20 protein-coding genes, 2 tRNA genes, 2 rRNA genes and 1 pseudogene are annotated in these 24,327 nt (G+C 34.1%); 16 read left to right on the top strand and 9 right to left on the bottom strand.

All coding sequences use genetic code 11. The features are described from left to right. Nucleotides 1-99: 99 nt before the first annotated feature. From MJ631_RS04340 to ruvC, 4 genes are read left to right on the top strand one after another with little or no spacing between them, the layout of a single operon-like run. Entirely contained in the window at nt 100-765 is a 666-nt protein-coding gene (locus MJ631_RS04340; RefSeq protein ID WP_007302512.1) for a TenA family protein, read from the top strand. Nucleotides 766-804: 39 nt separating this feature from the next. Further along, entirely contained in the window at nt 805-1,464 is a 660-nt protein-coding gene (locus MJ631_RS04335; protein ID WP_007302513.1) for a TenA family protein, read from the top strand. A gap of 47 nt (nt 1,465-1,511) precedes the next feature. Then, entirely contained in the window at nt 1,512-2,339 is an 828-nt protein-coding gene (locus MJ631_RS04330) for a cytochrome c oxidase subunit 3 (RefSeq protein ID WP_019236912.1), read from the top strand. Then, nucleotides 2,340-2,828 (top strand): crossover junction endodeoxyribonuclease RuvC, encoded by a 489-nt coding sequence (ruvC, locus tag MJ631_RS04325; protein ID WP_019236913.1) that lies wholly within the window; start codon nt 2,340-2,342, stop codon nt 2,826-2,828. 25 nt (nt 2,829-2,853) lie between these two features. Here ruvC and ruvX read toward each other — a convergent pair whose 3' ends face one another. The 3 genes from ruvX to MJ631_RS04310 are packed head-to-tail and all read right to left on the bottom strand — an operon-like array spanning nt 2,854 to nt 6,282. Further along, the gene (gene ruvX / locus MJ631_RS04320; protein WP_019236914.1) at nt 2,854-3,321 is read right to left on the bottom strand and encodes a Holliday junction resolvase RuvX; all 468 of its coding nucleotides are present in this window, start codon (nt 3,319-3,321) and stop codon (nt 2,854-2,856) included. Between the two features lie 57 nt (nt 3,322-3,378). Then, a complete protein-coding gene (locus MJ631_RS04315; RefSeq protein ID WP_007302519.1) occupies nt 3,379-5,163 on the bottom strand; it encodes a ribonucleoside-diphosphate reductase subunit alpha in 1,785 nt (594 codons plus the stop codon). A gap of 48 nt (nt 5,164-5,211) precedes the next feature. Next, entirely contained in the window at nt 5,212-6,282 is a 1,071-nt protein-coding gene (locus tag MJ631_RS04310; protein ID WP_007302520.1) for a methyltransferase domain-containing protein, read from the bottom strand. A 331-nt stretch (nt 6,283-6,613) separates the two neighbouring features. On the opposite strand from MJ631_RS04310, the gene MJ631_RS04305 reads away from it, so the two are divergent. The 3 genes and pseudogenes from MJ631_RS04305 to MJ631_RS04295 all read left to right on the top strand — a co-directional run. Next, nucleotides 6,614-9,378, top strand: a 23S ribosomal RNA gene (locus MJ631_RS04305). A gap of 67 nt (nt 9,379-9,445) precedes the next feature. Beyond that, nucleotides 9,446-9,552, top strand: a 5S ribosomal RNA gene (rrf, locus tag MJ631_RS04300). Nucleotides 9,553-9,743: 191 nt separating this feature from the next. Continuing rightward, nucleotides 9,744-10,601 (top strand): annotated as a pseudogene (locus MJ631_RS04295) (IS66 family transposase); the annotation flags it as partial. Here MJ631_RS04295 and MJ631_RS04290 read toward each other — a convergent pair. The 3 genes from MJ631_RS04290 to rpmH are packed head-to-tail and all read right to left on the bottom strand — an operon-like array spanning nt 10,580 to nt 11,357. After that, entirely contained in the window at nt 10,580-10,801 is a 222-nt protein-coding gene (locus MJ631_RS04290) for a hypothetical protein (RefSeq protein WP_007302521.1), read from the bottom strand. The pseudogene MJ631_RS04295 and the gene MJ631_RS04290 overlap by 22 nt on opposite strands. A 60-nt stretch (nt 10,802-10,861) precedes the next feature. Then, nucleotides 10,862-11,239, bottom strand: a complete 378-nt coding sequence (gene rnpA, locus MJ631_RS08025) for a ribonuclease P protein component (protein ID WP_081439702.1) — start codon at nt 11,237-11,239, stop codon at nt 10,862-10,864. Beyond that, a complete protein-coding gene (gene rpmH, locus MJ631_RS04285; RefSeq protein ID WP_080600798.1) occupies nt 11,223-11,357 on the bottom strand; it encodes a 50S ribosomal protein L34 in 135 nt (44 codons plus the stop codon). The genes rnpA and rpmH overlap by 17 nt, the downstream gene beginning before the upstream one ends. Before the next feature lie 107 nt (nt 11,358-11,464). On the opposite strand from rpmH, the gene pstC reads away from it, so the two are divergent. The 3 genes from pstC to MJ631_RS04270 all read left to right on the top strand — a co-directional run bounded on the left by pstC (nt 11,465) and on the right by MJ631_RS04270 (nt 14,433). Beyond that, nucleotides 11,465-12,553: a phosphate ABC transporter permease subunit PstC gene (gene pstC / locus MJ631_RS04280; protein WP_263858686.1), complete on the top strand. Its 1,089-nt coding sequence runs from the start codon at nt 11,465-11,467 to the stop codon at nt 12,551-12,553. Between the two features lie 96 nt (nt 12,554-12,649). Then, nucleotides 12,650-14,086, top strand: coding sequence for a F0F1 ATP synthase subunit beta (gene atpD / locus MJ631_RS04275; protein WP_026097268.1), 1,437 nt, complete (start codon nt 12,650-12,652; stop codon nt 14,084-14,086). A 5-nt stretch (nt 14,087-14,091) separates the two neighbouring features. Next, nucleotides 14,092-14,433: a hypothetical protein gene (locus tag MJ631_RS04270; RefSeq protein WP_019236916.1), complete on the top strand. Its 342-nt coding sequence runs from the start codon at nt 14,092-14,094 to the stop codon at nt 14,431-14,433. Nucleotides 14,434-14,835: 402 nt separating this feature from the next. On the opposite strand, the gene MJ631_RS04265 is transcribed toward MJ631_RS04270, so the two are convergent. After that, nucleotides 14,836-18,033 (bottom strand): coiled-coil domain-containing protein, encoded by a 3,198-nt coding sequence (locus MJ631_RS04265; RefSeq protein ID WP_214303486.1) that lies wholly within the window; start codon nt 18,031-18,033, stop codon nt 14,836-14,838. A gap of 409 nt (nt 18,034-18,442) precedes the next feature. Here MJ631_RS04265 and fsa point away from each other — a divergent pair, with 409 nt between their 5' ends. Further along, the gene (gene fsa / locus MJ631_RS04260; protein WP_007302527.1) at nt 18,443-19,087 is read left to right on the top strand and encodes a fructose-6-phosphate aldolase; all 645 of its coding nucleotides are present in this window, start codon (nt 18,443-18,445) and stop codon (nt 19,085-19,087) included. A gap of 774 nt (nt 19,088-19,861) precedes the next feature. Here the strand turns inward: fsa and MJ631_RS04255 are convergent. Together MJ631_RS04255 and MJ631_RS04250 are read right to left on the bottom strand one after the other, a co-directional pair. Beyond that, nucleotides 19,862-20,329 carry a hypothetical protein gene (locus MJ631_RS04255; RefSeq protein ID WP_007302528.1) on the bottom strand — a complete coding sequence of 156 codons (468 nt, stop codon included), beginning with the start codon at nt 20,327-20,329 and terminating at the stop codon, nt 19,862-19,864. 132 nt (nt 20,330-20,461) lie between these two features. Then, the gene (locus MJ631_RS04250; RefSeq protein ID WP_007302529.1) at nt 20,462-21,178 is read right to left on the bottom strand and encodes an SDR family NAD(P)-dependent oxidoreductase; all 717 of its coding nucleotides are present in this window, start codon (nt 21,176-21,178) and stop codon (nt 20,462-20,464) included. A gap of 202 nt (nt 21,179-21,380) precedes the next feature. On the opposite strand from MJ631_RS04250, the gene carA reads away from it, so the two are divergent. The 5 genes from carA (at nt 21,381) to rpsJ (ending at nt 24,321) form a co-directional block, all read left to right on the top strand. Beyond that, nucleotides 21,381-22,469, top strand: coding sequence for a glutamine-hydrolyzing carbamoyl-phosphate synthase small subunit (gene carA / locus MJ631_RS04245; RefSeq protein WP_262986193.1), 1,089 nt, complete (start codon nt 21,381-21,383; stop codon nt 22,467-22,469). 109 nt (nt 22,470-22,578) lie between these two features. Next, nucleotides 22,579-22,660, top strand: a tRNA-Tyr gene (locus tag MJ631_RS04240). A 4-nt stretch (nt 22,661-22,664) separates the two neighbouring features. Next, a tRNA-Gly gene (locus MJ631_RS04235) sits at nt 22,665-22,735 on the top strand. A gap of 78 nt (nt 22,736-22,813) precedes the next feature. Continuing rightward, on the top strand, nt 22,814-23,986 hold the full coding sequence (gene tuf / locus MJ631_RS04230; RefSeq protein WP_007301992.1) for an elongation factor Tu: 1,173 nt from the start codon (nt 22,814-22,816) through the stop codon (nt 23,984-23,986). A 14-nt stretch (nt 23,987-24,000) separates the two neighbouring features. After that, nucleotides 24,001-24,321 carry a 30S ribosomal protein S10 gene (rpsJ, locus tag MJ631_RS04225; RefSeq protein WP_012482004.1) on the top strand — a complete coding sequence of 107 codons (321 nt, stop codon included), beginning with the start codon at nt 24,001-24,003 and terminating at the stop codon, nt 24,319-24,321. The last annotated feature ends 6 nt before the right edge of the window (nt 24,322-24,327 follow it).

Here is a 24,327-nt window from a genome sequence, read left to right as displayed (position 1 = left end):
TCTTTTATTTCTAGCTTGATACTGATATAATAACTTATTATAAATTGTAAGTAACTTTTTAGTAGCTATACTAGTTTTAATATTTATGAGGCTTACAAGATGTCCAACAAACCAAAAGAAGAATTTTATGATATTGCTATAAAAGAATCATCTGATCTTATTGAAGAAATAAAAGAACATCCTTTCAATGTTGAATTGATAAACAATACGCTAGATTATGAAAAGTTCAAAATTTATCTTCAGCAGGATTTTTTATATTTAGTGGACTGTACTCGTGCTTTATTGATTATTGCAGCTAAAGTTGATGACATTGAAATAATGGGCAGTTTGGTTAATGTAGCAAGGGGAACATTTGCGGTTCGAAAGCAGTATACTGAATATTTTGAGACTTGTGATTTATCCGATAATCATAAAAAATCAAAATCTTGTTCTGCTTTTACTGATTTTTTTATGCGTGCTGCATATCATAATTCTGTTGCTGAAGCTTTAGCAGCGTCTTATCCTTGTTTTAATATATACCAAATTATTATAAATCATATGGTAGGAGAGGTTATGCCTAAAAAAGTTGAAGATCACAGATATCAAGGGTGGATTGATATCTATAATAACACAGTAATGAATGCTACGATTAATCAAGTTACTGACGTTGCAAATAATCTATATGCAAAGGCTGGTGATTGTGAGAGGAAAAAGATGCGTGAGTTTTTTAAGAGAGGTCTAGAGCTAGAAATAATGTTTTGGGATGAGATGTATTCTCTAGCATAATCTGTAGTATTAACACTAAATTATATTCTAGTTTATGTGATGTTTAGTGGTATAATTAAGAGTTATTATGGGTCAAATCTTTTAAAGGATATTATTGAGCATCCTTTCAATGTTGAATTAGCAAATAATACTTTAAACATAGAAAACTTCAAATTTTATATACAACAAGATGCATTCTTTTTAGCTGATTATGTTCGTACTGTTTTAATGACTGCATCAAAAATGGAGAGTTGTAATAACATTGTTCCATTGATTGGGGTGGCTAAAGGAGGAATAGAGATTATGAGAGTGTTATACGACCACTACTTTACTGTATACTCCATAAATCGTGGAGAAAAGTCGCTTGAATGTTTCAATTTTACTAACTTTCTTTTGTCTACTTCGTATAGCGACATTTATGAAGCTGTAACAGTTCTTTACTCTTGCCATTTTATATATAAAATTATTGTTGATAATATGAGAAATAAAATTAAAAAAAATAATAGATATAAGGATTGGTTTGATTTTTTTGGCGGTAGTTTGATGGAATCTGGATGTGTTGCTTTGGAAGATATTGTTGACGAGTATTGTAACAAAGCAAGGGAAAGTGAAAGAACCAGAATGCTTGAATTATTTAAAATAACTGCACAATTTGAGTTAGACTTTTGGAATAGCGCATATAATTTTTCAAAATTTGATCAAGATTTTAAGAAATATTGACAATTTTAAGCTAATTTGTATGCTTGATATGTATTTTTGAAGGTGATATGAAAAGTAAAGAACATGATTTTCATTTAGTGGACCCAAGTCCCTGGCCAATTGCTATATCAGCAGCAATTCTTGTTCTTGCACTTGGATTAGTTGGTACACTCCATAAACAAATTTCTGGAATATTTGGTTTAGTTTTGGGAATCTCTGCGGTATCAGGAGTGCTGTTTTATTGGTGGAGAGATGTAATAAGAGAAGCAATTTATGATAAATGCCATACTGCCATTGTAAAACATGGACTCAAGCTTGCAATGTACTTATTTATCCTCTCGGAAGTTGTGTTTTTTATAGCGTTCTTTTGTTCATTCTTTAAAGCCTGGCTTGATCCGGTTTTTTTATTTGAAGCGTTTTCTCCTACAAAAAAAGTTGAATGGCCCCCTGAAGGGATTTTACCACCGGATCCGTGGTCGTTACCATTTATGAATACACTAATATTATTACTTTCTGGTACAACGATTACTTCAGCACATCATTTTTTACTTGAAAATGATCAAAAGAGCATGATTAAAATGCTGTCTATAACTATATTGCTTGGGATGTTCTTTATAATAGTGCAAGCAATTGAGTATTATGAAGCAAGTTTTTCTCTACAAGAAGCGGGAGAGAAACTTATCTATACATCCAACTTTTACATGATTACTGGTTTTCATTGTGTACATGTTATAATAGGGATAATATTCTTGTCAGTATGTTTATTTAGAGCTCGAAAAAATCAGATTACACCTCAAGATCATTTATGTTTTGAGTTTGCTTCTTGGTATTGGCACTTCGTTGATGTAGTTTGGATATTTTTATTTTTGTTTGTTTATTGGCTCAGCATTTATTAAGTGATTAAGATAATAGGTCTAGATCCAGGAATAAGCAAAACTGGTTGGGCAATTATCAATCTGGAAGAAAAAAATAGTATTGAATTTTTGGGTGGTGGTGCCATATCAACTGATAGTAAGTTGGGTACAGGTGAGCGTTTACATATAATTTTTGAAGAATTAAAGAAAGTAATTTCTCTATACTCTCCAAATGAAGCTGCAGTAGAGAAAATTTTTGTTAATAAGAACCCAAAATCTTCGCTAACTTTAGGATATGCAAGAGCGATTGCAATTTTAATATTACGAATGACGGATTTACCCATGAATGAATATGATGCAAACTATATAAAAAAGAGCATTACTGGAAATGGTCATGCTGATAAGGATCAGATTATATTTATGGTGAAGCAAATAGTTAAAAACTTAAATATAAAATGTCATCATACTGCTGATGCTCTTGCTACAGCAATTTGTCATGCTTATACGAGAAGTTCTTGTTTTATTGAATAGTTTTACATGAATTCAGTTGAAAAAACTATTTGATGGTATTTATCTTATCTAACGTTCGTTGCAGAATAATACATGCAGCAATTTTATCATCTATTTTTTTTGATTTTGTGATTGATATTCCAGTAATTTTTAGTGCGTGAGTTGCAAGAGATGTTGATAGACTTTCGTCTTGTAGGTATATGTGTACTTTACATTTTTTTATTATTTTATTTGCAAACTGGATTATTGCTTTACACCATTCAGTCTCTTGGTCATCTATTTTGAATGGTAGTCCTATTACCATTGATCCAGCTTCATTTTCTTTAAGCACTCTATTTAGATAACCTAAATCTTTGCTCATATTTCTTCTATAATATATACTATGAGCTGTAGCTATAAGCTGTGTTTTATCACTAAATGCTATGCCTATTTGTTTTTCTCCCATATCAAGGCACATTATACGTTTATCTCTTGGAATAGACTTTAGAAATTCATCTGGATTTATATGTAGCATCTATGAAAACATAACTTTTGTACAATTGTATTTTTGTGACAGTAAGTTATGTACAGTCTACTGGCATGATAGACATTCATCATAATTAATATCTGTTTTTTGTTGCAATATTTCACTTTTTTTGAATATGTCATGTGAGACCTTGTCAGCTCTCTGCATTGATTGTGATCTGCAATAATACAAGCTTTTTAATCCTTTTTTCCAAGCAAGCATATGTATTTTGTGTAAGTAACGTTTATGCACATTGGCAGGTAAGAACAGATTTACTGATTGAGATTGACAAATATAAGGAGTTCTATCACTTGCATGTTCTATGATCCATTGTTGATCAAGTTCGTATGCTGTTTTAAATGTCAGTTTTTCATGCTTGCTAAGAAAATCTAAATGCTGAACAGAACCCTCATTTGTTGAAATTGAGGACCATATTTCATCATTGTCTTGATTTTTTTCTGCTAGTAGTTTTTGCAAGAATTTATTTCGTACTACAAATGAACCTGTAAGTGTCTTCTGTATAAATACGTTTGCTGCATATGGCTCTATTCCAGGGGAAGTGTTGCCTGCGATAATCGAAATTGAGGCAGTTGGAGCAATAGCGAGCTTATGTGTAAACCTTTCCATTAGATCGATTTCTTTAGCATCAAGACATGGCCCTTTTTCTTCTGCTAATTTTTTAGAAACTACATCTGCTTGCTCGCGCAAATGCTTAAATACTTTTTTATTCCATTGTTGGGCTGTTACTGATTCAAAAGGAACCATTTTACTTTGTAAAAATGAATGAAAACCCATCACGCCAAGACCGATACTACGCTCTCTTATTGCGGAATATTTTGCTCGCTGTATTTCATTTGGTGCTTGGTTTATGAAATCCTCTAATACATTATCAAGAAAACGCATTATATCTTCTATGAAAAGCTCATTATCTTTCCATTCTTCGTAGTATTCAAGATTTACGGATGATAAACAACATACAGCAGTGCGTGACTTTTTCAGGTGATCGTAACCTGTAGTTAAAGTTATTTCACTGCATAGGTTTGACATTTTGATGTCTAAGTTGAGTTTTTTGTAAGATTCTGGCTTATTGTTATTTGTTGCATCAAGGAAAATAATGTAAGGTTCTCCAGTTTCAACTCTTGCTGTTAATATTTTAATCCATATATCCCGTGCTTTTACTGTTGAAATAACTTTATTGTTATGAGGGCTTATTAAATCCCATTCTTGATCATCTTCAACAGCTTGCATAAACTTATCTGTTACTATTACAGCATGATGTATATTTAATGCTTTGCGATTTGGGTCACCACCAGTTGGCTTACGTAAATCTAGAAACTCTTCTATTTCTGGATGCCATACAGGAAGATAAACTGCTGAGCTTCCTCTTCTTAAGGATCCTTGGCTGATTGCAAGCGTCAGAGCATTTTGTACTACGATAAATGGCACAATTCCTGATGTTTTACCGCTACCTTTGACACTTTCACCAATTGAACGTAAATTTCCCCAATAACTACCTATTCCACCACCACGTGCAGCGAGCCAAACATTTTCATTCCATAAATCAACTATTCCCTGCAAGCTATCTTCAGTTTCGTTAAGAAAGCAGGAAATAGGCAATCCTCTCTTGGTACCACCATTACTAAGTATTGGAGTTGAAGGCATGAACCATAAATTGCTCATGTAATCATAAAGACGCTGTGCATGCTCTTTATTATCAGAGTAGTAATTGGCAATACGTATAAAGAGATCTTGATAACTTTCATTTTCTATTAAATACCTGTCCAATAGAACTGCTTTTCCAAAATCAGTTAATTTACTATCCTTTGCGTAGTTAATAGCAATGTAATTCATAAGACTCCCTTTATGATAATATAGACATTTATTTGAGCGATTTCTCGATTAAGTTGTTAAATTTTTTTGTGGATACTGTAATGCAAACAAGATACCATCAACTTGGCTGCCATATATTTTACAGTAACTCATTTGACTTATTTGCATATTTGTTTCTTTTGCAACATGCTGAATATAATCTTCTGAGTGACGAAAATAATCTCCTTTGTTTACAAAGTCAATACCTTTACCTTCCTTTCTTCTTACTAAACATACAATAACCCCTTTTTTGTTTGTCAATCCTTTTGCTAGTTCCAATTCTGCTAGAAAATCATGTAGATAGTGTAGCACTTCAGCAAAGATAATTACATCATACTGCTGGTTCTTCTCTTGTTTAAGAAACTCTTTCATTTCTGTATGTATTAACTCATCGTAAACAGGTTTACCTTTTATAAGGCATCCTCTTGCAATATTGAGCATTCTATTTGAGATGTCAACTCCTGTTATGCGACTTCTAATATTACTTATTTTTAGGAAGTGACCACATATTCCAGTACCGCAACCAAGGTCGAGTATATTCAGTTTAGAAGTGGAGTTGTTAAAGACTTTTGTAATTATCATGTGTACTAGTTCATGCCCTCTGTATTGTTTGGCAATTAGCCAATGCTCAACAAAATATTCACCTGTGTAATCAAAATATTGCTTTATGAGATTTTCAGGCAATTCCACAATATCTGATGTGTTTGTTATTTTCTTTATATAGTAAGAAGCTTCTTTATGACTACTATCTAATTTTAGGGTTTTTGTTAAATAATTATAAGCTTTGTTAGTATTGCCTACTGCAAAATGACATCTTCCGATATTATACCAGACTAGAGGTAAATTAGGGTAGAATATGCTAATTAACCAAAATCTTAACTTTGCATCTGATATATTACCTTTATAGAAGTGATATAACCCGATTTCAGTGTTGGTATTTAACAGGTTTTTAGATTTTTCAAGAAACACTACAATTTCTTTATGGAGAGTACTGTATTTATCCATAATGAAATTTTTTACTTTTTTACTATTTAATAAGCCAGTGAGCTTGGATATACAATTTAAAGCAAAGTTTTTTATAAAAGATAGATTACTTTTCATACATTAGAAATACTCCAAATGTTCATTTTCATTTTTAGGTAACTAATTTTAACACATTTTATCTTACAAAATATCTTTTTCATTAATTTTTCTGTACATATCAATTTGTCAAATATTTCTTAGATTATAATGTTTAAGATTGCTGGTATATTGTTGTTGATAATAATAGGTAAATGTTTTGTGTAAAAAGGCGTTGACATATGATTTATCAGATTGTAACATATAAAAGATTAGTTTTTAGATGTTTGAAAAGTTTTATGGTAGAGATTATTTAATCTCAATTCAATTGTAAGTTAATATTTAACTCTGCATATTCTACATATAGTCAGATAAATAAATTATTAAGAGCACTTGATGGATGCCTTGGCGTTAAGAGGCGATGAAGGACGTGGCAGGCTGCGATAAGCTGCGGGAAATTGTCAACAAATTTTGATCCGCAGATTTCCGAATGGGGAAACCCAACTAGCTTAGCTAGTTATTATATACTAAGTATATAAAGCAAACTTGGTGAACTGAAATATCTAAGTAGCCAAAGGAAAAGAAATCAACCGAGATTCTGTTAGTAGTGACGAGCGAAAGCGGAAAAGGCTAGTGATTTAAAAATAAGAATTAGAATACTCTGGAAATGGTAACCATAGAAGGTGATAGTCCTGTACAAATAGAAAGTTTTTAAATCCTTGAGTAGAGCGGGGCACGTGAAATCCTGTTTGAATATGGGGGGACCATCCTCCAAGCCTAAATACTCCTTAACGACCGATAGTGAACAAGTACCGTGAGGGAAAGGTGAAAAGAACCCCGGGAGGGGAGTGAAATAGAATCTGAAATCAAGTGCTTACAAACAGTTGGAGCTCTATATCAATTTATTGATATTTAGAGTGACAGCGTACCTTTTGCATAATGGGTCAGCGAGTTAATCTATGAAGCAAGCTTAAGCCGATAGGTGTAGGCGTAGCGAAAGCAAGTCTGAATAGGGCGTTTAGTTTTATGGATTAGACCCGAAACCAAGTGATCTAGTCATGACCAGATTGAAGGTATGGTAAAACATACTGAAGGATCGAACCAGTTAATGTTGCAACATTATTGGATGAGTTGTGATTAGGGGTGAAAGGCCAATCAAACTTGGAAATAGCTGGTTCTCCGCGAAATCTATTTAGGTAGAGCGTTGTATTTATTTTGTTGGGGGTAGAGCACTGGATAGACTAGGGGGATTCATCATCTTACCAAATCTAACCAAACTCCGAATACCAATAATTAATTATACAGCAGACACACTATGGGTGCTAAGTCCGTGGTGGAAAGGGAAACAGCCCAGATCACTATCTAAGGTCCCAAAATTACAGCTAAGTGGGAAAGGAAGTAGAAAAACCATTACAGCTAGGAGGTTGGCTTGGAAGCAGCCATCCTTTAAAGAAAGCGTAACAGCTCACTTGTCTAAATAAGTTTTTCTGCGCCGAAAATGTACCGGGGCTAAAGCTGTATACCGAAGATGTGGGTGCTTATTAATTTCGATTAATAGGCGCGGTAGCGGAGCGTTCCGTAAGTCTGTGAAGGTGGTTTGTAAAAACTGCTGGAGATATCGGAAGTGAGAATGCTGACATAAGTAGCGTAAAAGAGTGTGAAAAACACTCTCACCAAAAATCTAAGGGTTCCTACGTTAAGTTAATCTGCGTAGGGTTAGTCGGTTCCTAAGGCGAGTCCGTAAAGGAGTAGTCGATGGCAATTAGGTTAATATTCCTAAACCTCTTAAGTGTGACGGGTTTTGTATTTGTATAGGTCTTATTGGATTGATCTATGCTTAAAAGAAGCTCCAGGAAATAGCACTTATATTTATGAGGCCGTACCGTAAACCGACACTGGTGGATGAGTAGAGTATACTAAGGTGTTGAAAGAATGATGTTGAAGGAACTCGGCAAATTATACCTGTAACTTCGGAAGAAGGGTAACCTGCTTTTAGGCAACTATAAGTAGGTGGCACAAAATAGGGAGTAGCGACTGTTTACTAAAAACACAGGACTCTGCAAACACGTAAGTGGAAGTATAGGGTCTGACGCCTGCCCGGTGCTGGAAGGTTAATAGGAGGGGTGCAAGCTCTGAATTGAAGCCCCAGTAAACGGCGGCCGTAACACTGACGGTCCTAAGGTAGCGAAATTCCTTGTCGGGTAAGTTCCGACCCGCACGAATGGCGTAACGATTTCTCCACTGTCTCCAACATCACTTCAGCGAAATTGAATTCCCCGTGCAGATGCGGGGTACCCGCGGTTAGACGAAGAGACCCCGTGCACCTTTACTATAGCTTTACATTGCTATTAAAAGTGTGATGTGCAGGATAGGTGGGAGACTTTGAAGTTATGGCGCTAGCTATAATGGAGTTAACCTTGAGATACCACCCTTTACACTTTTGATATCTAACTATGTTTCATTATCTGGAACTAGGACATTGTATGGTGGGTAGTTTGACTGGGGCGGTCGCCTCCTAAAAAGTAACGGAGGCGTGCGAAGGTAAGCTAGAGCTGGTCGGAAATCAGCTTGATAGTACAATGGCATAAGCTTGCCTGACTGCGAGGCTGACAAGCCAAGCAGAGACGAAAGTCGGTCATAGTGATCCGGTAATTCTGTATGGAAGGGTTATCGCTCAACGGATAAAAGGTACGCCGGGGATAACAGGCTGATGGTGTTCGAGAGTTCATATCGACGACACCGTTTGGCACCTCGATGTCGACTCATCACATCCTGGGGCTGGAGAAGGTCCCAAGGGTTCGGCTGTTCGCCGATTAAAGTGTTACGTGAGTTGGGTTTAGAACGTCGTGAGACAGTTCGGTTTCTATCTGCCGTGGGTGAAGGAAATTTGAGAAGATCTGACTCTAGTACGAGAGGACCGAGATGTATATACCTCTGGTGTACCAGCTGTTATGCCAATAGCATCGCTGGGTAGCTATGTATAGATGGGATAATTGCTGAAAGCATATAAGCAAGAAACCCTCTTCAAAAAAATTTCCCAATTAAGGCCGTGGGAGACTACCACGTTGATAGGCTAGGTGTAGAAGCATGGTAACATGTGAAGCTAACTGGTACTAATAGCCTGATTGATTTATTTGCTTTCTATATGTGCATATGCAGTGTTAAATATTAAATTAAAATTTATTAAGTCAGAAATTTTTGTTGACTTGGTGGCTATAGCAAAAATGAACCACCCGATCTCATTTCGAACTCGGAAGTGAAACTTTTTAGCGCCGATGATACTTAAAAAGGGAAAGTAGGTCGTTGCCAAGTTTATAAAAATTTCTTCTTATTTATATCTTTTCAGTAGAGCGATGAAACAAGGTAAACATAGAGTAGCTGTGAGGTAATATAACTGATCTTTTAGAACTCTGCGAAAACTTTAAGATAAAAGTAGAAAATTTAAAAGTAGAATTTGTCACTTATTTCCAAATTAGGAGGAGAGATAGCAACATTTAACAAATCATCAAACAATTGATCTTCCGAAAATCAAGCTTTATATAATTGAATATTAATTAAGTTGTTGGAGATGAGGAGAAAGAAGAAGTAGCAAACTACCAAAAAGCAGATACATTTGGTCCAATAGTTAGGTGATAATTGTAGCACTCAGTGGATCTTATAAAAATTCAAAACGTGAAAATTATAAGTGATGTTTTTAATGTGAATTGAAAGCGTATCAAATAGTGAATATAGAACTCCCTCAAATGCAAAAAGGTGTATGAGCAAATCGAATAAGAAAAGTGAGGTTTTGCGCATCAACGTGTTATAATAAAGGTAAACTTGGTTAGTGCTGAAGCAATACTGCAAGTTTTAAAGGGAAAGAAGATTTAAAAGACAGTGTATGTTGCAATCGTAATAGTCGCTGAAAGGTACTTTGAAACATAGCTGGACTATTGAAGTTAAAATTCTGGGCTGTTACTTAAAAAACGCATCCACTGAATTATTTATGCTAAAAAAAGCTTTATTAAAAAATGAAACAGAAGTGTAAGAAAGTTGCAAAACGTATAAGGTATTACTTGAAGCTACCTATCTGAAGCAACTGGAGCTTCTCAAGTTGCGAAAAATATTTTAAAATCTGAAAGAATGATGTGAAATTTTTTAAGTAAACCAGAAAGTATTCCACTATCACGCTGAACAGCAAATTAGGCATTATATCGTTTACTGTAAAAGCTCATATTTTACGTAATCAGAGCTAGGAACTTGAAAGGATAATTTCATTATACTTAACATGGAAACAAAGAGAACTATACAATCCCCTACCTATCGTTTCTTCAACCACTTCCCTGAACGGGTACTTTTATCAAACTATTCTCTTATTGTAATGAGTTGCTTCTATATTAAAATTTAGCAATTTCCCTCTAGGATTATCTTTATTTTGTTCTAAATATTGGCTTTGTTCAAATGCCATTCCCCATTGTGTACGATAGCTAGACTTTCTATATTCATAAAAACTCTCTTCAGCATTATTTGTATCGAGCTTTTTATCTTGTTTTTTTATACTTTCTACCTCAAGCACCCACATCTATTAATTTATTTTAAAAACCTCACTTATCTTATCATAAAAAATATAGCTGTAAATACTTTAGTGAAAATTCCTTCTTATTTTATCTTTCTTTAAGCAAATATTGAGGTCTTTTTGTAAATTTTTATAGCCTGCTTGCATAATGTTTTGATGGGTTAGTATTATGTAATAGTATCCTACATTACTTATATTAGAAATGCTAACTTTAGCTAGCATTCGTAATTGCCTTTTTATTTTATTTCTTTTTGCTGCTTTTCCGACTTTTTTACTGATAGCCAGACCTACTCTAATAACATGAATATACTTTTCAGGTTCTCTTTCTTTTATAGCATATAGTGATATATATACCCCTCGATAAAAAAGACTGTAAGATGCTAATCTGTTTTTAAAAGCAAAGGAAAATTCTTTTTTTTTATGCTTACTATGCGCATAATTTATTACACCCTAATGAGCGACGCTTATTAAGAATTTTTCTTCCAGCTTTTGTTGACATACGTGAACGAAATCCATGTTTGTGCTTTTTTTTAAAATTTTTTGGTTGAAATGTTCTTTTCATTGTTTTTATATTAATATGACTATTTATTTTAAACTATTTTGCTCTATTGTCAAATAATGGTCAACTTCTGTGGCATTCTTGTTGAATAAAATTTGATATATGGAAAAATGAATTTAATTATAGGCGTACTTGTTTTACTAGTCCTTTTATTTTGTTTGAGTAAGTTTCAAGCAGTAAGTAAAGTTAAGTCTTATATATATTTGAGTTGTATGTGGATGCTACCTTGTTTGTTAGCATTCTATGATGGTTATTTTATAACTTCTATTTCTATAGCGTTACTTTTTTTTATGCTGATTTTTATCCTTAAAGGTAAAAGAAATAAGATGGTAAAATTTTTGTTATTTATGGCTTTAGCAATATCACTTTTTATCACTTTATTTATAATGCTATCTATTTTTGTTCAGTCCATTTCTTTTTTTAATAAAGTAGCTATTTCAGAATTCTTATTTTGCTTAAAATGGAAGCATAATGTAGCTATTATTGGTGAAGGAGAGGTGGGGTGTTTTGGTATAGCGCCACTTTTAGTGGGGACATTACTTATAACTATTGTAGCAATGTTAGTTGCGGTGCCGCTTGGTTTATTTTCTGCAATATATATTAGTGAGTATGCGAGTGAAAAAGTGCGTTATGTTATTAATACAGCCTTACAGGTTTTGTCTGCTATTCCTACTGTTGTATATGGATACTTCTCAGTTATATTTTTGTCTTTTTTTATAAAGCAGGTAGCAAATTTTTTTAATTTAAGTATACACTCAGAAAGTGCTTTGATTGCTGGTTTATCGATCGGGGTAATGATTCTTCCTTTTATTATTTCTTTGCTTGAAGATGCTATAAGATCTGTTCCAAAAAGTTTACGTTATGGTTTTATGGCGCTTGGCGCAACACCAGCGGAAACTATATGGCATATAACAATACCTTATGCAATCCCTACAATTTTAAGTGCAATTTTATTATCAATTTCAAGAGTAATAGGTGAAACAATGATTGTACTAATGGCTGTGGGAATCAATGCAAATTTGACCTTTAATCCTCTCAATTCAGTTACTACTATCACTGTACAAATTGCTACATTACTTACCGGAGATCAGGATTTCAATAGTGTGCAAACTCTTGCTGCTTATGCGCTTAGTTTGGTGCTGTTTGTTATTACTTGGCTATTGAATGCATTTGCATTGTTTATAATGAAACGTAACTAGTAAGTGTTTTAATATTGCAAAATTTCTGTTAATAATATAAGATTTATTTTCTTTAGAAGTTCTTTTATAGAATTGTAGTGTTAGGTGATGAAAGAGATGAGTACAGGTAAAGTAGTTAAAATAACTCAAGCAGTTGTTGATTTAAAATTTGAAGACGGGTTGCCTAAGATATTTAATGCTTTAAAAAGCAAACTAAAATATAAGGGCAAGGAGCTAGTTTTAGAGGTTTCACAGCATATAGGTGACAATATAGTTCGTTGCATTGCTATGGATAGCACAGATGGTATGTCAAGAGGTGATGAGTTTGTTGATACAGGTGCACCAATATCAGTTCCGGTTGGACGCTCAACTTTAGGAAGGATTTTTAATGTTGTAGGGGAGCTTATAGATGAGTGTGGTCCGCTAAAAGGAAAGTATGATTTAGAACCTATACATAGATCACCTCCAAGCTTTACTGAGCAGAAGATACAGGAAGAAGTTTTAGTTACAGGAATAAAGGTTATAGATCTTCTTGCTCCTTATCTTAAAGGAGGAAAAATTGGCTTATTTGGTGGAGCTGGTGTTGGTAAAACAGTTCTGATAATGGAGCTGATTAACAACATAGCAAAAGCTCATAAAGGATTTTCTGTGTTTGCTGGAGTAGGAGAGAGAACGCGTGAAGGTAATGATCTTTATAACGAGATGATTACTTCGAATGTAATAGATATAAGTGAGCACGAAAAATCTCAAGCCGTTTTGGTTTATGGTCAAATGAATGAACCTCCTGGAGCAAGGGCTAGGGTTGCTTTAACAGCACTAACTATGGCGGAGTATTTTCGTGATCATGAAAATCAAGATGTTCTATTTTTTGTAGATAATATCTTCCGTTTTACTCAAGCTGGCTCTGAAATTTCTGCTTTGCTTGGAAGAATACCGTCGGCTGTTGGTTATCAGCCAACTCTTGCGACTGATATGGGCGCTATGCAAGAGAGAATAGCCTCAACTACTGCTGGTTCTATTACTTCTGTACAGGCTATATATGTTCCTGCAGACGATTTGACCGATCCAGCTCCAGCAACGACATTCTCTCATCTTGATGCAACCACAGTGTTGTCAAGGCAGATAGCTGAAATGGGTATATATCCTGCTGTTGATCCACTTGACTCAACTTCTCAGTCTTTATCTGCTGAAATCATTGGTGAAGAACATTATAATGTGGCTTCTGAGGTGAAACGTATATTGCAAACTTATAAGTCGCTGCAAGATATTATCGCAATACTTGGTATGGATGAACTATCTGATGAAGATAAAATTATTGTTGATAGAGCTCGTAAAATTCAGAAGTTTCTTTCTCAACCTTTTCATGTTGCGGAGGTATTTACTGGCATGTCTGGCAAATTTGTTTCACTTTCTGATACTATTTCTAGTTTTAAAGGAATTATTGAAGGTAAATATGATCATCTGCCAGAAGCTGCTTTTTATATGGTGGGAAGTATAAGTGAAGCAATAGAAAAGGCTGAATCAATAAAAGCTGAAGTTGGAGCCGGACATTAAAGATTATGAACACTTTTAAGGTGCAATTTTTTTCTCCTGATAATCGAATTTCATTCGATGAAGTAGTTTCTCTTTCAGTGAACGGGCTTAAAGGGGAATTGATGATTTTAGCCTACCATTCCCCTTATTTAATTTATTTATTGCCTGGTATAATTACTGCTCAAATGAGTAACCAGACAAAGGAAAAAATTGTAATTGATAATGGTATATTGGAGGTTGCAAATAATAATTGTAACATTGTAACAAATCAAATTCAGGTTTTTGATCATTTGACTCATGATGAGGAATCATTAAAAAATAAGAGAGTTGGTATATATTTAAGTTATCTTGATGTCAAATCTCTTTAGGGGCTCTTTTTTTGTTCAAGAAATGGGTTTACTCTTGTCATCTCAATGTTTGTCGTTCAAGTAGCTGACACACAACTGTACGAACATTAGAAGGATATCATCCCAGTGCTCAGACACTGAAATCTAGAAATTTTTACAACTAGGATCGTATGGTCAAGACTACAATTGTGCAAAAGTTGCAGCTTTGAAGGTAAAAGTACAAAAAATAGTGTCATCCCAGTGCGTGACACTGGGATCTATCTTATTTTAATCGTGGATATTATTTTAACATATGTTCCTAGAATTTGTTGTCCATTGCGTAATTCACAAATGTTTTTATCCAGTGTCACGCACTGGAATGACAAGAGTTGAATGACAGGAAAAAAAGCACTGATTTTACATGCATCTAAATAAGTATGTTTATTAAACACTTCCGTGCTGACTTTGGCTACACACCTTTGAGGGACTGCTGATGAAGTCTAGAAGTGAATTACAACAATCATCATCACTATAAAATGCACTATCAGAGCTTGAAGATCTAGATTTTCTTTCTGCATTATCAACTTCCCCTACAAGCTGATCAGATATTTTTGCACGATTGTTCAAAGGTTCCTGTTGAGAAATCTCTGTACTTAACATTTCTACTTGGTTATTTAGATGTTGCTCTTTACCGTTTAGCTCTTCTCTTTCTCCCGTTATTCTTTCAATTTCCATATCTTTAATCTTTTCTTTCAATATTTCAATCTCATTCTCATACTCTTCAAACTTTGGTTCTATAAATGAACGGTATTGATCCATTATTTCTTCTTCCATCTCCTGCCGTAACTGTTCTCTTTGCCTCTCAATTTGCTCATCTTTAGTCTCTAGCTCTCCCTCTGACGATTTAAAATCCCACTTTTCATCCCACTCTAGCTCACTTACCTCTTGTTCATCAGATTCTAAATGTGCGTTATGCTCACTTTGCAAATTTTGCATTTGAGGTTTTAAATTCGTTAAACGTTCATCCTGCCGTAACTGTTCTTCTTGACTCTTAATCTGCTTATTTTTAAGCTCTACCTCGTTCTTTAACTCTTCATATTTCCACTTTAGCTGATCTACCTCTTGTTTATAAGATTCCAGATTTGTGTTGTACTTATAATCTAAGCATTGAATTGTAGATTTTAAATTCTGTATATCTTTCCAATTTTCATCTAATATATCTCCTGCTTCCTCTTCCGCTTTTTTAAACTGTTTCAATTTATCTTCCAGTTTTTCATTTTTTGCATTAGCAATTGTTAACTTTTTCTCTAGATCTTTCTTTCCTTCATGTGCACTTTCAAGTTCTTGTATTTTCTCTTGCAGCTCTGTTGATATATTTTCTAGCTTCTCATCTTTTTGTGTTAGTCCAATTTGCAATTTTACGTTTTTTTGCTTTTCTTCTTCAAGTTTATTCTGTAAATCACTATTGCACTTCTCTAATTCTTCAATTTCTTGCTTAGCCTCCATGAGTTCCTGTTCTGATTTTTTTTGCTTTATTATGCAATTACTTAACAGCTGGTCTAATTCCTCTTGCAATTTTCTTAACTCACTTATCAACTCTTCTTTTCCTGCATTGGCAACTTCCAGCTTTTTCTTCAGGTCTTTCTTTTCTTCATATGCACCTTCAAGTTCTTGCGCTCTTTCTTGCAGCTCTGTTGACATATTTGCTAGCTTTGCATTTTTTTGCTTTTCTTCTCCAAGTTCATTCTGTAAATCACTATTATGCTTTTCAAATTCTTGCTCAGCCTTGTCGAGCCTATATTTTAAATTCGTTAAGCGCTCATTCTCTTCGATCATTATACGTTCTGCTTGCTCGCTCTCTATCTGCAATGTATCTTCCAGTTTCTTATTTTTTACATTGGCAACTTCCAGCTTTTTCTTCAGGTCTTTCTTTTCTTCATGTGCACTTTCAAGTTCTTGTATTTTCTCTTGCAGCTCTGTTGATATATTTTCTAGCTTCTCATCTTTTTGTGTTAGTCCAATTTGCAATTTTACGTTTTTTTGCTTTTCTTCTTCAAGTTTATTCTGTAAATCACTATTATGCTTTTTTAACTCTTCAAATTTTTGCTCAGCATCTTCGAGTCTACATTGTAAGTTGTTTCTCTGCTGATTTAACTCTCTAATTTCTTGCTCAGCCTCATCGAGCCTATATTGTAATTTATTCTTTTGCTCGTTTAATTCTCTAATTTCTTGCTTTTCTTCTCCAAGTTCATTCTGTAAGTCACTATTGTGCTTTTCTAACTCTTCAAGTTCTTGTTCAGCCTTGTCGAACCTATATCGTAATTCGTTCCTCTGCTCATTTAATTCTCTAATTTCTTGTTCAGCTTTTGTAAGCTTTTGATCTAGTTGTTGTGAGTTAACTTCTGTTTGCGCTGCAGCTTCTTGCAAATTAACTTCTGTCTGAGTTTCAGTTTCTTGAGAGCCAATTCCTGTTTGAGTCTTAACGTGTTGCACAGAGACCTCTGTTTGAGTTTCAGTGTGCTGTAAATTAACTTCTGTTTGAGTTGCAACTTCTTGTAAACTTTGAATTTCAGCCTGTTGAGAGCCAATTTTCGTTTGAGTTTCAGTGTGCTGTAAACTAATTCCTGTTTGAATTGCAACCTCTTGTAAATCAACTTTTGTCTGAGTTTCAGTCTGTTGAGAGCCAATTTCTGTTTGAGTCTTAACGTGTTGCACAGAGACCTCTGTTTGAGTTTCAGTGTGCTGTGAATTAACTTCTGTTTGAGTTGCAATTGCCTGAGTTGCAATCTGCTGTGGATTAACCTCTGATACATTGTTGCTAGTGAAAGAAAGAATAGGATTGCTTTTAGCATCATTTTCAAGATCTTTCATCTTTTCGTCTTGATTGATTACGATATGTTCGTTATTTTGCAGATTACTAACAGCCGGTGCAATGTTAGCATTTTTGTTCTTTTTCAATAATGCTTTTACAGCATCATGTAGAGAGAGGTCTTGAATATATAATTCCTCATTTTGTCTTATTAATTCCCAAAACTCCTCAGGTGGCGATTCAAAATCTTTACCATTAAACTGTAGTACTTTAGTTATACCAGAATTACTTACATTCATAACCATAGTACAGGTAAAAGTTTTCCCATCCTTGTCCTGCACAGGCCAAGTGCTTGTCATTTCATAATATGCACCCTCTTTAAATTCATAATGTCTTTCCTTACCTTTTCGGTAAGCGTATATGTCATGCTTTTTATTGCAATAAATATTCAATGTGCTAATATCCCTTTCTTGCTGTAAGATATCACTAATTCTTATTGGCTCACTTCTATTGTAATTAATAAGATTAATGTTTAACACTTTATCAGAATTGTTAGTTTCTACATAAAAAGCTCGAAGGTCTATGTCTTTGTCTCTAAAATACTTACTTACAGCTTTTTTTGCCTGATTTGCTAATTCTATAAAGTTTTTTTTAAAGCTCTTGTTGAAAGATAGATCTATATATGCTTGCTTAAAATTTTCATCATTTGTCAAATCCATGAGCAAGTCATAAATCTCCCATTTGTCCTGATAGTATTCTTCTAAAACAGTAATGCTATTTTTTCTTTTCAGTTCTGCTAATATGTTTTTCAATGTCAGGAAATTTGTTGACATAGTATACCCCCTATTACTATTGTTTTGATAATATATTTACTTTGGGAGTGATTAACTCCTTTTGTATTAACCTTTTTAGTTGAATTTAATTGCGAGCGTTAAACTAGATCTTAGTCATTTTGTTTATTGTTCCCCACTATCTATTTGTGTTACTATACTAATAGTAGCACTAAGTTTTAGGCTATGCAAGAATTTCTATTGAACGTAAAGCTAGTAAACTTCAGAAATTGGTTATGCTAATTTTGTTAATAAAATGCAACCAATTAAGGAAAGCGCTATACTGTGTCTCAGTGCAATATTTTCTTTCCTAACGGACTGAAAATTGAGTTGAGTTAAAAATCCGATTTTATTTAATACTTTTCAAAGATGACAATATTTTGTAAAAATAGGTTTTTAATAGGACAATAATATGGAAATTTTTCTTGATAGTGTTGATTTGAATGAAATTAAGGAGCTGAAAGAGTTCATTGATGGTATAACAACTAATCCTTCTTTAATAGCAAAATCTGGACATAAAGATAAGTACGAAGATTTAGTAAGCGAAATATGTTCTATTATAAAAGGACCTGTTAGTGTTGAAGTTGTTGCAGATAGCCATGAAGATATGGTTAAGGAAGGCCTTAAGTTAGCGAAAATCGCTAGTAATATCGTAGTAAAGTTACCTCTTACACATGAAGGATTAATTTCTTGTAAAAAGTTGTGGACAGAACATAAAATACCTGCTAACATTACATTATGTTTTTCTCCTGGACAAGCACTGTTTGCCGCTAAGGCCGGTGCTTGTTTTATTTCTCCCTTTGTTGGTCGCCTTGATGATATAAGCTATGATGGCTTATCGCTAATAGAAGATATATGCACTATATATTCTAATTATAATTTTAAGACAAAAGTTCTTGTTGCATCAGTAAGAAGTCCAGCACATGTAATAGAAGCTGCACGGCTTGGTGCTCATTCAATTACTGTGCCAGCAAAAATACTTAGACAGTTAATTAATCATCCACTTACTGATCAAGGGCTCGCAATATTTGAAAAAGACTGGGGCGTAAAACAATAAATGACATTGCTAAAAAAGACATAAAAACACAATAATTTATATAAAAAGGACATAGGTACCATCTGTCCTTTAAAGACATGTAGGTCAATGATATGCGTAATTCAGTGTTTTAAACATGATAGTCCTCCACTAATAAAAAAGATTGAGAAAAATGTATACAGCTACGACCGAAGTATAGCTAAAATATATTTTAACTGAAGATTATAGATTAATTGAATTGAAAAGTCTGCAGACGAAGATAGATTCCGAGCTCTAGAACACCTTCACCGTGCATGGTAACAAAACTATTAGAGTTTGTCAAGTAATTTTTTATCGTAATTTTACGAACGTGCCATGCCAGTAATTATATCTAGTTAAATTTGTAAAGTAATACAGTGTTTTCGATAGTTATAAAAAAGCTGGATTTCAGTACTGGAGTAACATTTTGGAAATTGGGATGAAAAGAGGGAAAGTACTGGTTTGAAATTAAGTTTTCTGGATTCCAGTGCTGGAATGACAAGAGAGGAGCTCCAGGTACAGCTGTTACCTATAGAATGGCAGTACTAGAATGATAACAAACTGAATGACATATTTAATCTCTATACAGATGTACATCACGCACCGATTTCCATTCAAGGTAATGTTATTCCAGCATTGGAATCCAGTTAGATTTGCGAGTATAAAAGTAATACAACATTTTTGATGATGGAAGCCATTACTAGTATAACAAGAAAGGAAGTGCTGATTTCAGTGTTTATACGTTAGCCATGCATCTAAAAATTTATAAACAAAAGATTACACTTCACAACTTTGTGATGGAATAAGTTTTTCAATGCTGTTGACGCAAAACTCAGTTGTATTATTAGCTATTTCATCGAATTTATCATTTATATCCTTACCTATTTTTTCATCTTTAATATATTCATACAGAGCTAAAATAGCTATAGTTGAACATATTGCGATGAAACCAACTTTTGCTGTAATAAGTAATGATAGCCCACCTGCAAGTATGGACACTGCTCCAATAGCTAGGTTTATAATTTTATTTTGTGTTGATTGATTCTCTTTATCCTCTAAAACGTTTGATATTGCTTTTGAGGCAATTTTTATTGCTATTGCTGTAGTTGAGATTATAACAAACATCATAGCTATTTTTGCTAAGAGAAAAATTGATGGTAGCATTATTACAAGAAACAGTGAAGCACCTCCTATAAATAACCATTTCTCATTTATTTTTTTAGACTGATCTGTATTATTAGGCATTGCAACCCTCCACTTTCATTAACAGTTTATTCATATAATATGAAACATGCGATAGTCAAGATGTTTTTGTGTGGAGAAGCTTGCGATTGAGTTTTGAAGAGCTTTAGCTTTACAAGATGGTAGATTTGGTGATTATCGTAAGATTCTTGCAGTCATTTTAGTGGGAAGAATTTGTAAAATATGAAAAAATAACCGCCAGAAAATTGGAAACGCTATAACTTTCTTTCCTTTAAATATACTTTTTAAAATATATGCTGCAGCTTTTTCTGGCTCCCATATGAAGGGAAGTGGTTTATTAGACTTAAACATATCTGTTTTTACTGGCCCTGGCATTATGGTGATAAACTTTGTGCTACTGTTAGAATATTGGATTTTTAGTGATTGAAAACAACTTTTTAGTGCTGCTTTGCTGGCACAGTATGCAGAAGCATGTGGTGTTGCATGCATAGCAACAAGAGAAGATATAACCGCAAAAGTTGCCAAGGAATTATGATGAATCCATTCTTCAATCCAGTTGATAACGCCAAAATAATTGGTTTCAAATGTTTTTCTATGAATGTTGGTATGAAACTTATCTTCTATTTCGCCACATCCTGCATTAAGAAAAAAGAGATTTGGTATAATATTTTGCTTTTTTAAAAAATCAGACGAGTTTTTAATATTTTCACTTTTGCTTACATCACATGTTATAGGTAAAAAATTACTACCTAATTCTTCTTTTAATTTTTCCAGTTTTTCAGTGCGCCTTGCAATGCCAACCACAAACCATCGATCTTTAATGAGCAACCGTGCTAGACTTTCTCCAATGCCAGATGATGCTCCTGTAATGAGACAAGTTTTTCTATCCATGTGAATTTATATAACATGAAGTATGAATGTAATGACTATTGCCTATTCACACAAGTTAAGTTTGCTATAATTTTCCTAAATAATAAAAAAAGAAAGCTACTTATAATTTTGAATTTTATATAAACTTAAAGGGAAATTTAGTATTTGCTTACTTGTAATTTAAAATTCTTATATAATATTTTAAATGAGTTGAGAGAATAAAATGCAGGATGCAGCTTTAGTTTTACAAGATGGCAAGTACTTTTTGGGAAAATCGGTAGGTAAAAGAGGCAAATGTATAGGTGAAGTTTGTTTTACCACTGGTATGACAGGTTATCAGCATACTATAACAGATCCTTCTTTTGCTGATCAAATAATAGCGTTCACTTTTCCTCATATTGGTAATGTTGGAATAAATCACAAAGATAATGAAGGAGAAAAAGTTTTTGCAAGTGGTGTGGTTATGCGTGAACTTTCTCCTATGTCTCACTCTTCTTCATATATTAGTTTAAATGATTGGTTGGAGAAAAATAATGTAGTTGGGATATCGGGAATTGATACTAGAGCTTTGACGAGATATTTGAGAAAACATGGATCTCAAAATGGAATGATATGTCCGTCAAGTGAGGTACATATATTAGATGAATTGAAGAAATACAAATCTGTAAATGGAATAGAAATAACTAAGAAAGTCAGTTTAAGTAATAACTTTCAAAGCGTTCTTAATGCAAAATATAGGGTTGTAATTGTTGATTTCGGTGTAAAAAATAGTATAATCTCACGCTTAGTAGAACTTGATTGTACGGTTGAATTAGTCAAACCAGATACAGGTTTTGCTCACAAAATATTAAGCATGAATCCAGATGGTATAGTGCTTTCAAATGGCCCTGGTGATCCACAAGAGATAGGAGAGAGTGTAACTTCAGAAATAGAAATTATTGTGAAATCTAAAATACCAGTTTTTGGCATATGCCTGGGCCATCAATTACTTGCAGTTACTTTGGGAGCAAAGACTGTCAAGATGGATATTGGTCATCGAGGGAGTAATCATCCAGTTTATGATCTGGAGAGTAAAAAAGTTGAGATAACTAGCCAAAATCATGGTTTTGTTGTTGATTCAGCTTCTCTTCCAAGTAACGTTGAAGTTACTCATATTTCTCTATTTGATAATAGTGTAGAGGGGATAATGATGAAGGATTACCCAGTCTTTTCTACTCAATACCATCCAGAAGAAGCGCCAGGTACACATGATTCACATTACTTATTTGGGCATTTTATTGACAATATTTTGTTATATAAAAGTAAAATCTAACTGAAATCAGTTAGATTAGCTTTTATTACTTGATCTTTTGGATTTGGATGTTTAATATTAGGAATAATAAAACTTAAGTTAAGGTAGTGTTCTCTTAACAGATTTTTGTGGAGGAGTGACCGAGTGGTTAAAGGTAACAGACTGTAAATCTGTCCGCATTGCGTACGTAGGTTCGAATCCTACCTCCTCCATTGTGCGGGTATAGCTCAATGGTAGAGCTCTAGCCTTCCAAGCTAGTGACGTGGGTTCGATTCCCACTATCCGCTCTTTTTTTTGTTGTATTTATATAAAATCAACATATTATTTGTTGATGTATTTATATTTTAGGTAGAAGAGTTAAAATTATGACAGCGATAGTAGAAGCATTTGGAAAGCCGCATGTAAACGTGGGAACGATAGGACATGTGGATCATGGGAAGACAACGTTAACAGCGGCGATAACAAAGCATTATGGTAATTTTGTAGCATATGATCAAATAGATAAAGCGCCAGAAGAAAGAAAGAGAGGGATAACAATAGCAACAGCGCATGTTGAATATCAAACAGAAAAGAGACACTATGCACACGTTGATTGCCCTGGACATGCTGATTATGTAAAGAATATGATAGTAGGTGCAGCACAGATGGATGCAGCGATATTGGTAGTGTCAGGGGTTGATGGGCCGATGCCACAAACGAGAGAGCATATATTGCTGGCAAAACAGGTGGGTGTTGGATATATCGTGGTATATATAAATAAAGCTGATGTTGCTGATGCTGATATGATAGATTTGGTAGAGATGGAAGTGAGAGAGTTGCTGAGTAAGTATGGATTTCCAGGTGATGAAGTGCCTATGATAGTTGGGTCTGCGTTAAAAGCATTAGAGGATGATAGTAGTGAGTATGGAAAGAAATCAATAGATAAATTGATGGAGAAGTTAGATGAGTATGTGGCAGTACCTCCAAGGCCTATAGATTTGCCGTTTTTGTTGCCAATAGAAGATGTATTTTCAATATCGGGCCGAGGGACGGTAGTAACAGGAAGAATAGAGAAGGGGGAGATAAAGACAGGGGATGAGATAGAGATAATAGGTCTGAAAGCGACGCAAAAGACGATATGTACTGGTGTTGAGATGTTTAAGAAGTTGCTAGATAAGGGAAGTGCAGGACTCAATGTAGGAATACTACTAAGAGGAACAAAGAGAGAAGAAGTGGAGAGAGGGCAAGTATTGGCAAAACCAGGGACAATAACCCCGCATAAGAAATTTAATGCGGAGGTGTATATATTGAAGAAAGAAGAAGGAGGAAGGCATACACCATTTTTTGGAAATTATCAGCCACAGTTTTATTTAAGGACAACGGATGTAACTGGGAGCATAAAATTGCTAGATGGAAAGGAGATGGTAATGCCAGGGGACAATGTAAGTATAGAAGTGGAGTTGCAAGTACCAATAGCAATGGATAAAGGATTACGTTTTGCGATAAGAGAAGGTGGTAGAACTGTTGGTTCTGGCGTTGTTTCGGAAATTTTAGAATGAGTATAATAACTAAGATGAAGCAAGATATATATATTAGAATCAAAGCTTTCGATTGTTCTTTGTTGGAAAAGTGTATTCGCGAGTTTATTGATCAATTAAAGCAGTTTAATGCAGATTTATCTGGTCCGATTGCGTTGCCAAGAAAAGATTCTAAATTTACTGTTAATAGGTCTCCTCATGTTGATAAAAAATCTCGTGAGCAATTTGAAATGAGAATTTCTAAGCGGTTAATTATTGTACATAATCCTACTTCTACTATGATGAAGATGCTTGCAGATTTATCTTTTTCTGCTGGTGTAGAAGTGGATTTAAAGGTTAAGGAAGTCAATATTTAGGAAAAG

Origin of the sequence: Wolbachia endosymbiont of Oryzaephilus surinamensis, assembly GCF_025617515.1 — a bacterium.
In the GTDB taxonomy this organism is placed as follows: domain Bacteria; phylum Pseudomonadota; class Alphaproteobacteria; order Rickettsiales; family Anaplasmataceae; genus Wolbachia.
The sequence above is the reverse complement of the archived record's forward strand: the minus strand, read 5'-3'. Positions and strand labels throughout refer to the sequence as shown.

What these genes read in the sequence shown, in the direction of transcription:
- pstC (WP_263858686.1), top strand. Translation starts at nt 11,465, where the DNA reads ATGAATTTAATTATAGGCGTACTTGTTTTACTAGTCCTTTTATTTTGT.
- MJ631_RS04290 (WP_007302521.1), bottom strand. Translation starts at nt 10,801, where the DNA reads ATGTGGGTGCTTGAGGTAGAAAGTATAAAAAAACAAGATAAAAAGCTC.
- MJ631_RS04315 (WP_007302519.1), bottom strand. Translation starts at nt 5,163, where the DNA reads ATGAATTACATTGCTATTAACTACGCAAAGGATAGTAAATTAACTGAT.
- MJ631_RS04250 (WP_007302529.1), bottom strand. Translation starts at nt 21,178, where the DNA reads ATGGATAGAAAAACTTGTCTCATTACAGGAGCATCATCTGGCATTGGA.
- atpD (WP_026097268.1), top strand. Translation starts at nt 12,650, where the DNA reads ATGAGTACAGGTAAAGTAGTTAAAATAACTCAAGCAGTTGTTGATTTA.
- MJ631_RS04310 (WP_007302520.1), bottom strand. Translation starts at nt 6,282, where the DNA reads ATGAAAAGTAATCTATCTTTTATAAAAAACTTTGCTTTAAATTGTATA.
- MJ631_RS04335 (WP_007302513.1), top strand. Translation starts at nt 805, where the DNA reads ATGTTTAGTGGTATAATTAAGAGTTATTATGGGTCAAATCTTTTAAAG.
- MJ631_RS04340 (WP_007302512.1), top strand. Translation starts at nt 100, where the DNA reads ATGTCCAACAAACCAAAAGAAGAATTTTATGATATTGCTATAAAAGAA.
- rpsJ (WP_012482004.1), top strand. Translation starts at nt 24,001, where the DNA reads ATGAAGCAAGATATATATATTAGAATCAAAGCTTTCGATTGTTCTTTG.
- ruvX (WP_019236914.1), bottom strand. Translation starts at nt 3,321, where the DNA reads ATGCTACATATAAATCCAGATGAATTTCTAAAGTCTATTCCAAGAGAT.
- tuf (WP_007301992.1), top strand. Translation starts at nt 22,814, where the DNA reads ATGACAGCGATAGTAGAAGCATTTGGAAAGCCGCATGTAAACGTGGGA.
- rpmH (WP_080600798.1), bottom strand. Translation starts at nt 11,357, where the DNA reads ATGAAAAGAACATTTCAACCAAAAAATTTTAAAAAAAAGCACAAACAT.
- MJ631_RS04255 (WP_007302528.1), bottom strand. Translation starts at nt 20,329, where the DNA reads ATGCCTAATAATACAGATCAGTCTAAAAAAATAAATGAGAAATGGTTA.
- MJ631_RS04265 (WP_214303486.1), bottom strand. Translation starts at nt 18,033, where the DNA reads ATGTCAACAAATTTCCTGACATTGAAAAACATATTAGCAGAACTGAAA.
- carA (WP_262986193.1), top strand. Translation starts at nt 21,381, where the DNA reads ATGCAGGATGCAGCTTTAGTTTTACAAGATGGCAAGTACTTTTTGGGA.
- fsa (WP_007302527.1), top strand. Translation starts at nt 18,443, where the DNA reads ATGGAAATTTTTCTTGATAGTGTTGATTTGAATGAAATTAAGGAGCTG.
- MJ631_RS04270 (WP_019236916.1), top strand. Translation starts at nt 14,092, where the DNA reads ATGAACACTTTTAAGGTGCAATTTTTTTCTCCTGATAATCGAATTTCA.
- MJ631_RS04330 (WP_019236912.1), top strand. Translation starts at nt 1,512, where the DNA reads ATGAAAAGTAAAGAACATGATTTTCATTTAGTGGACCCAAGTCCCTGG.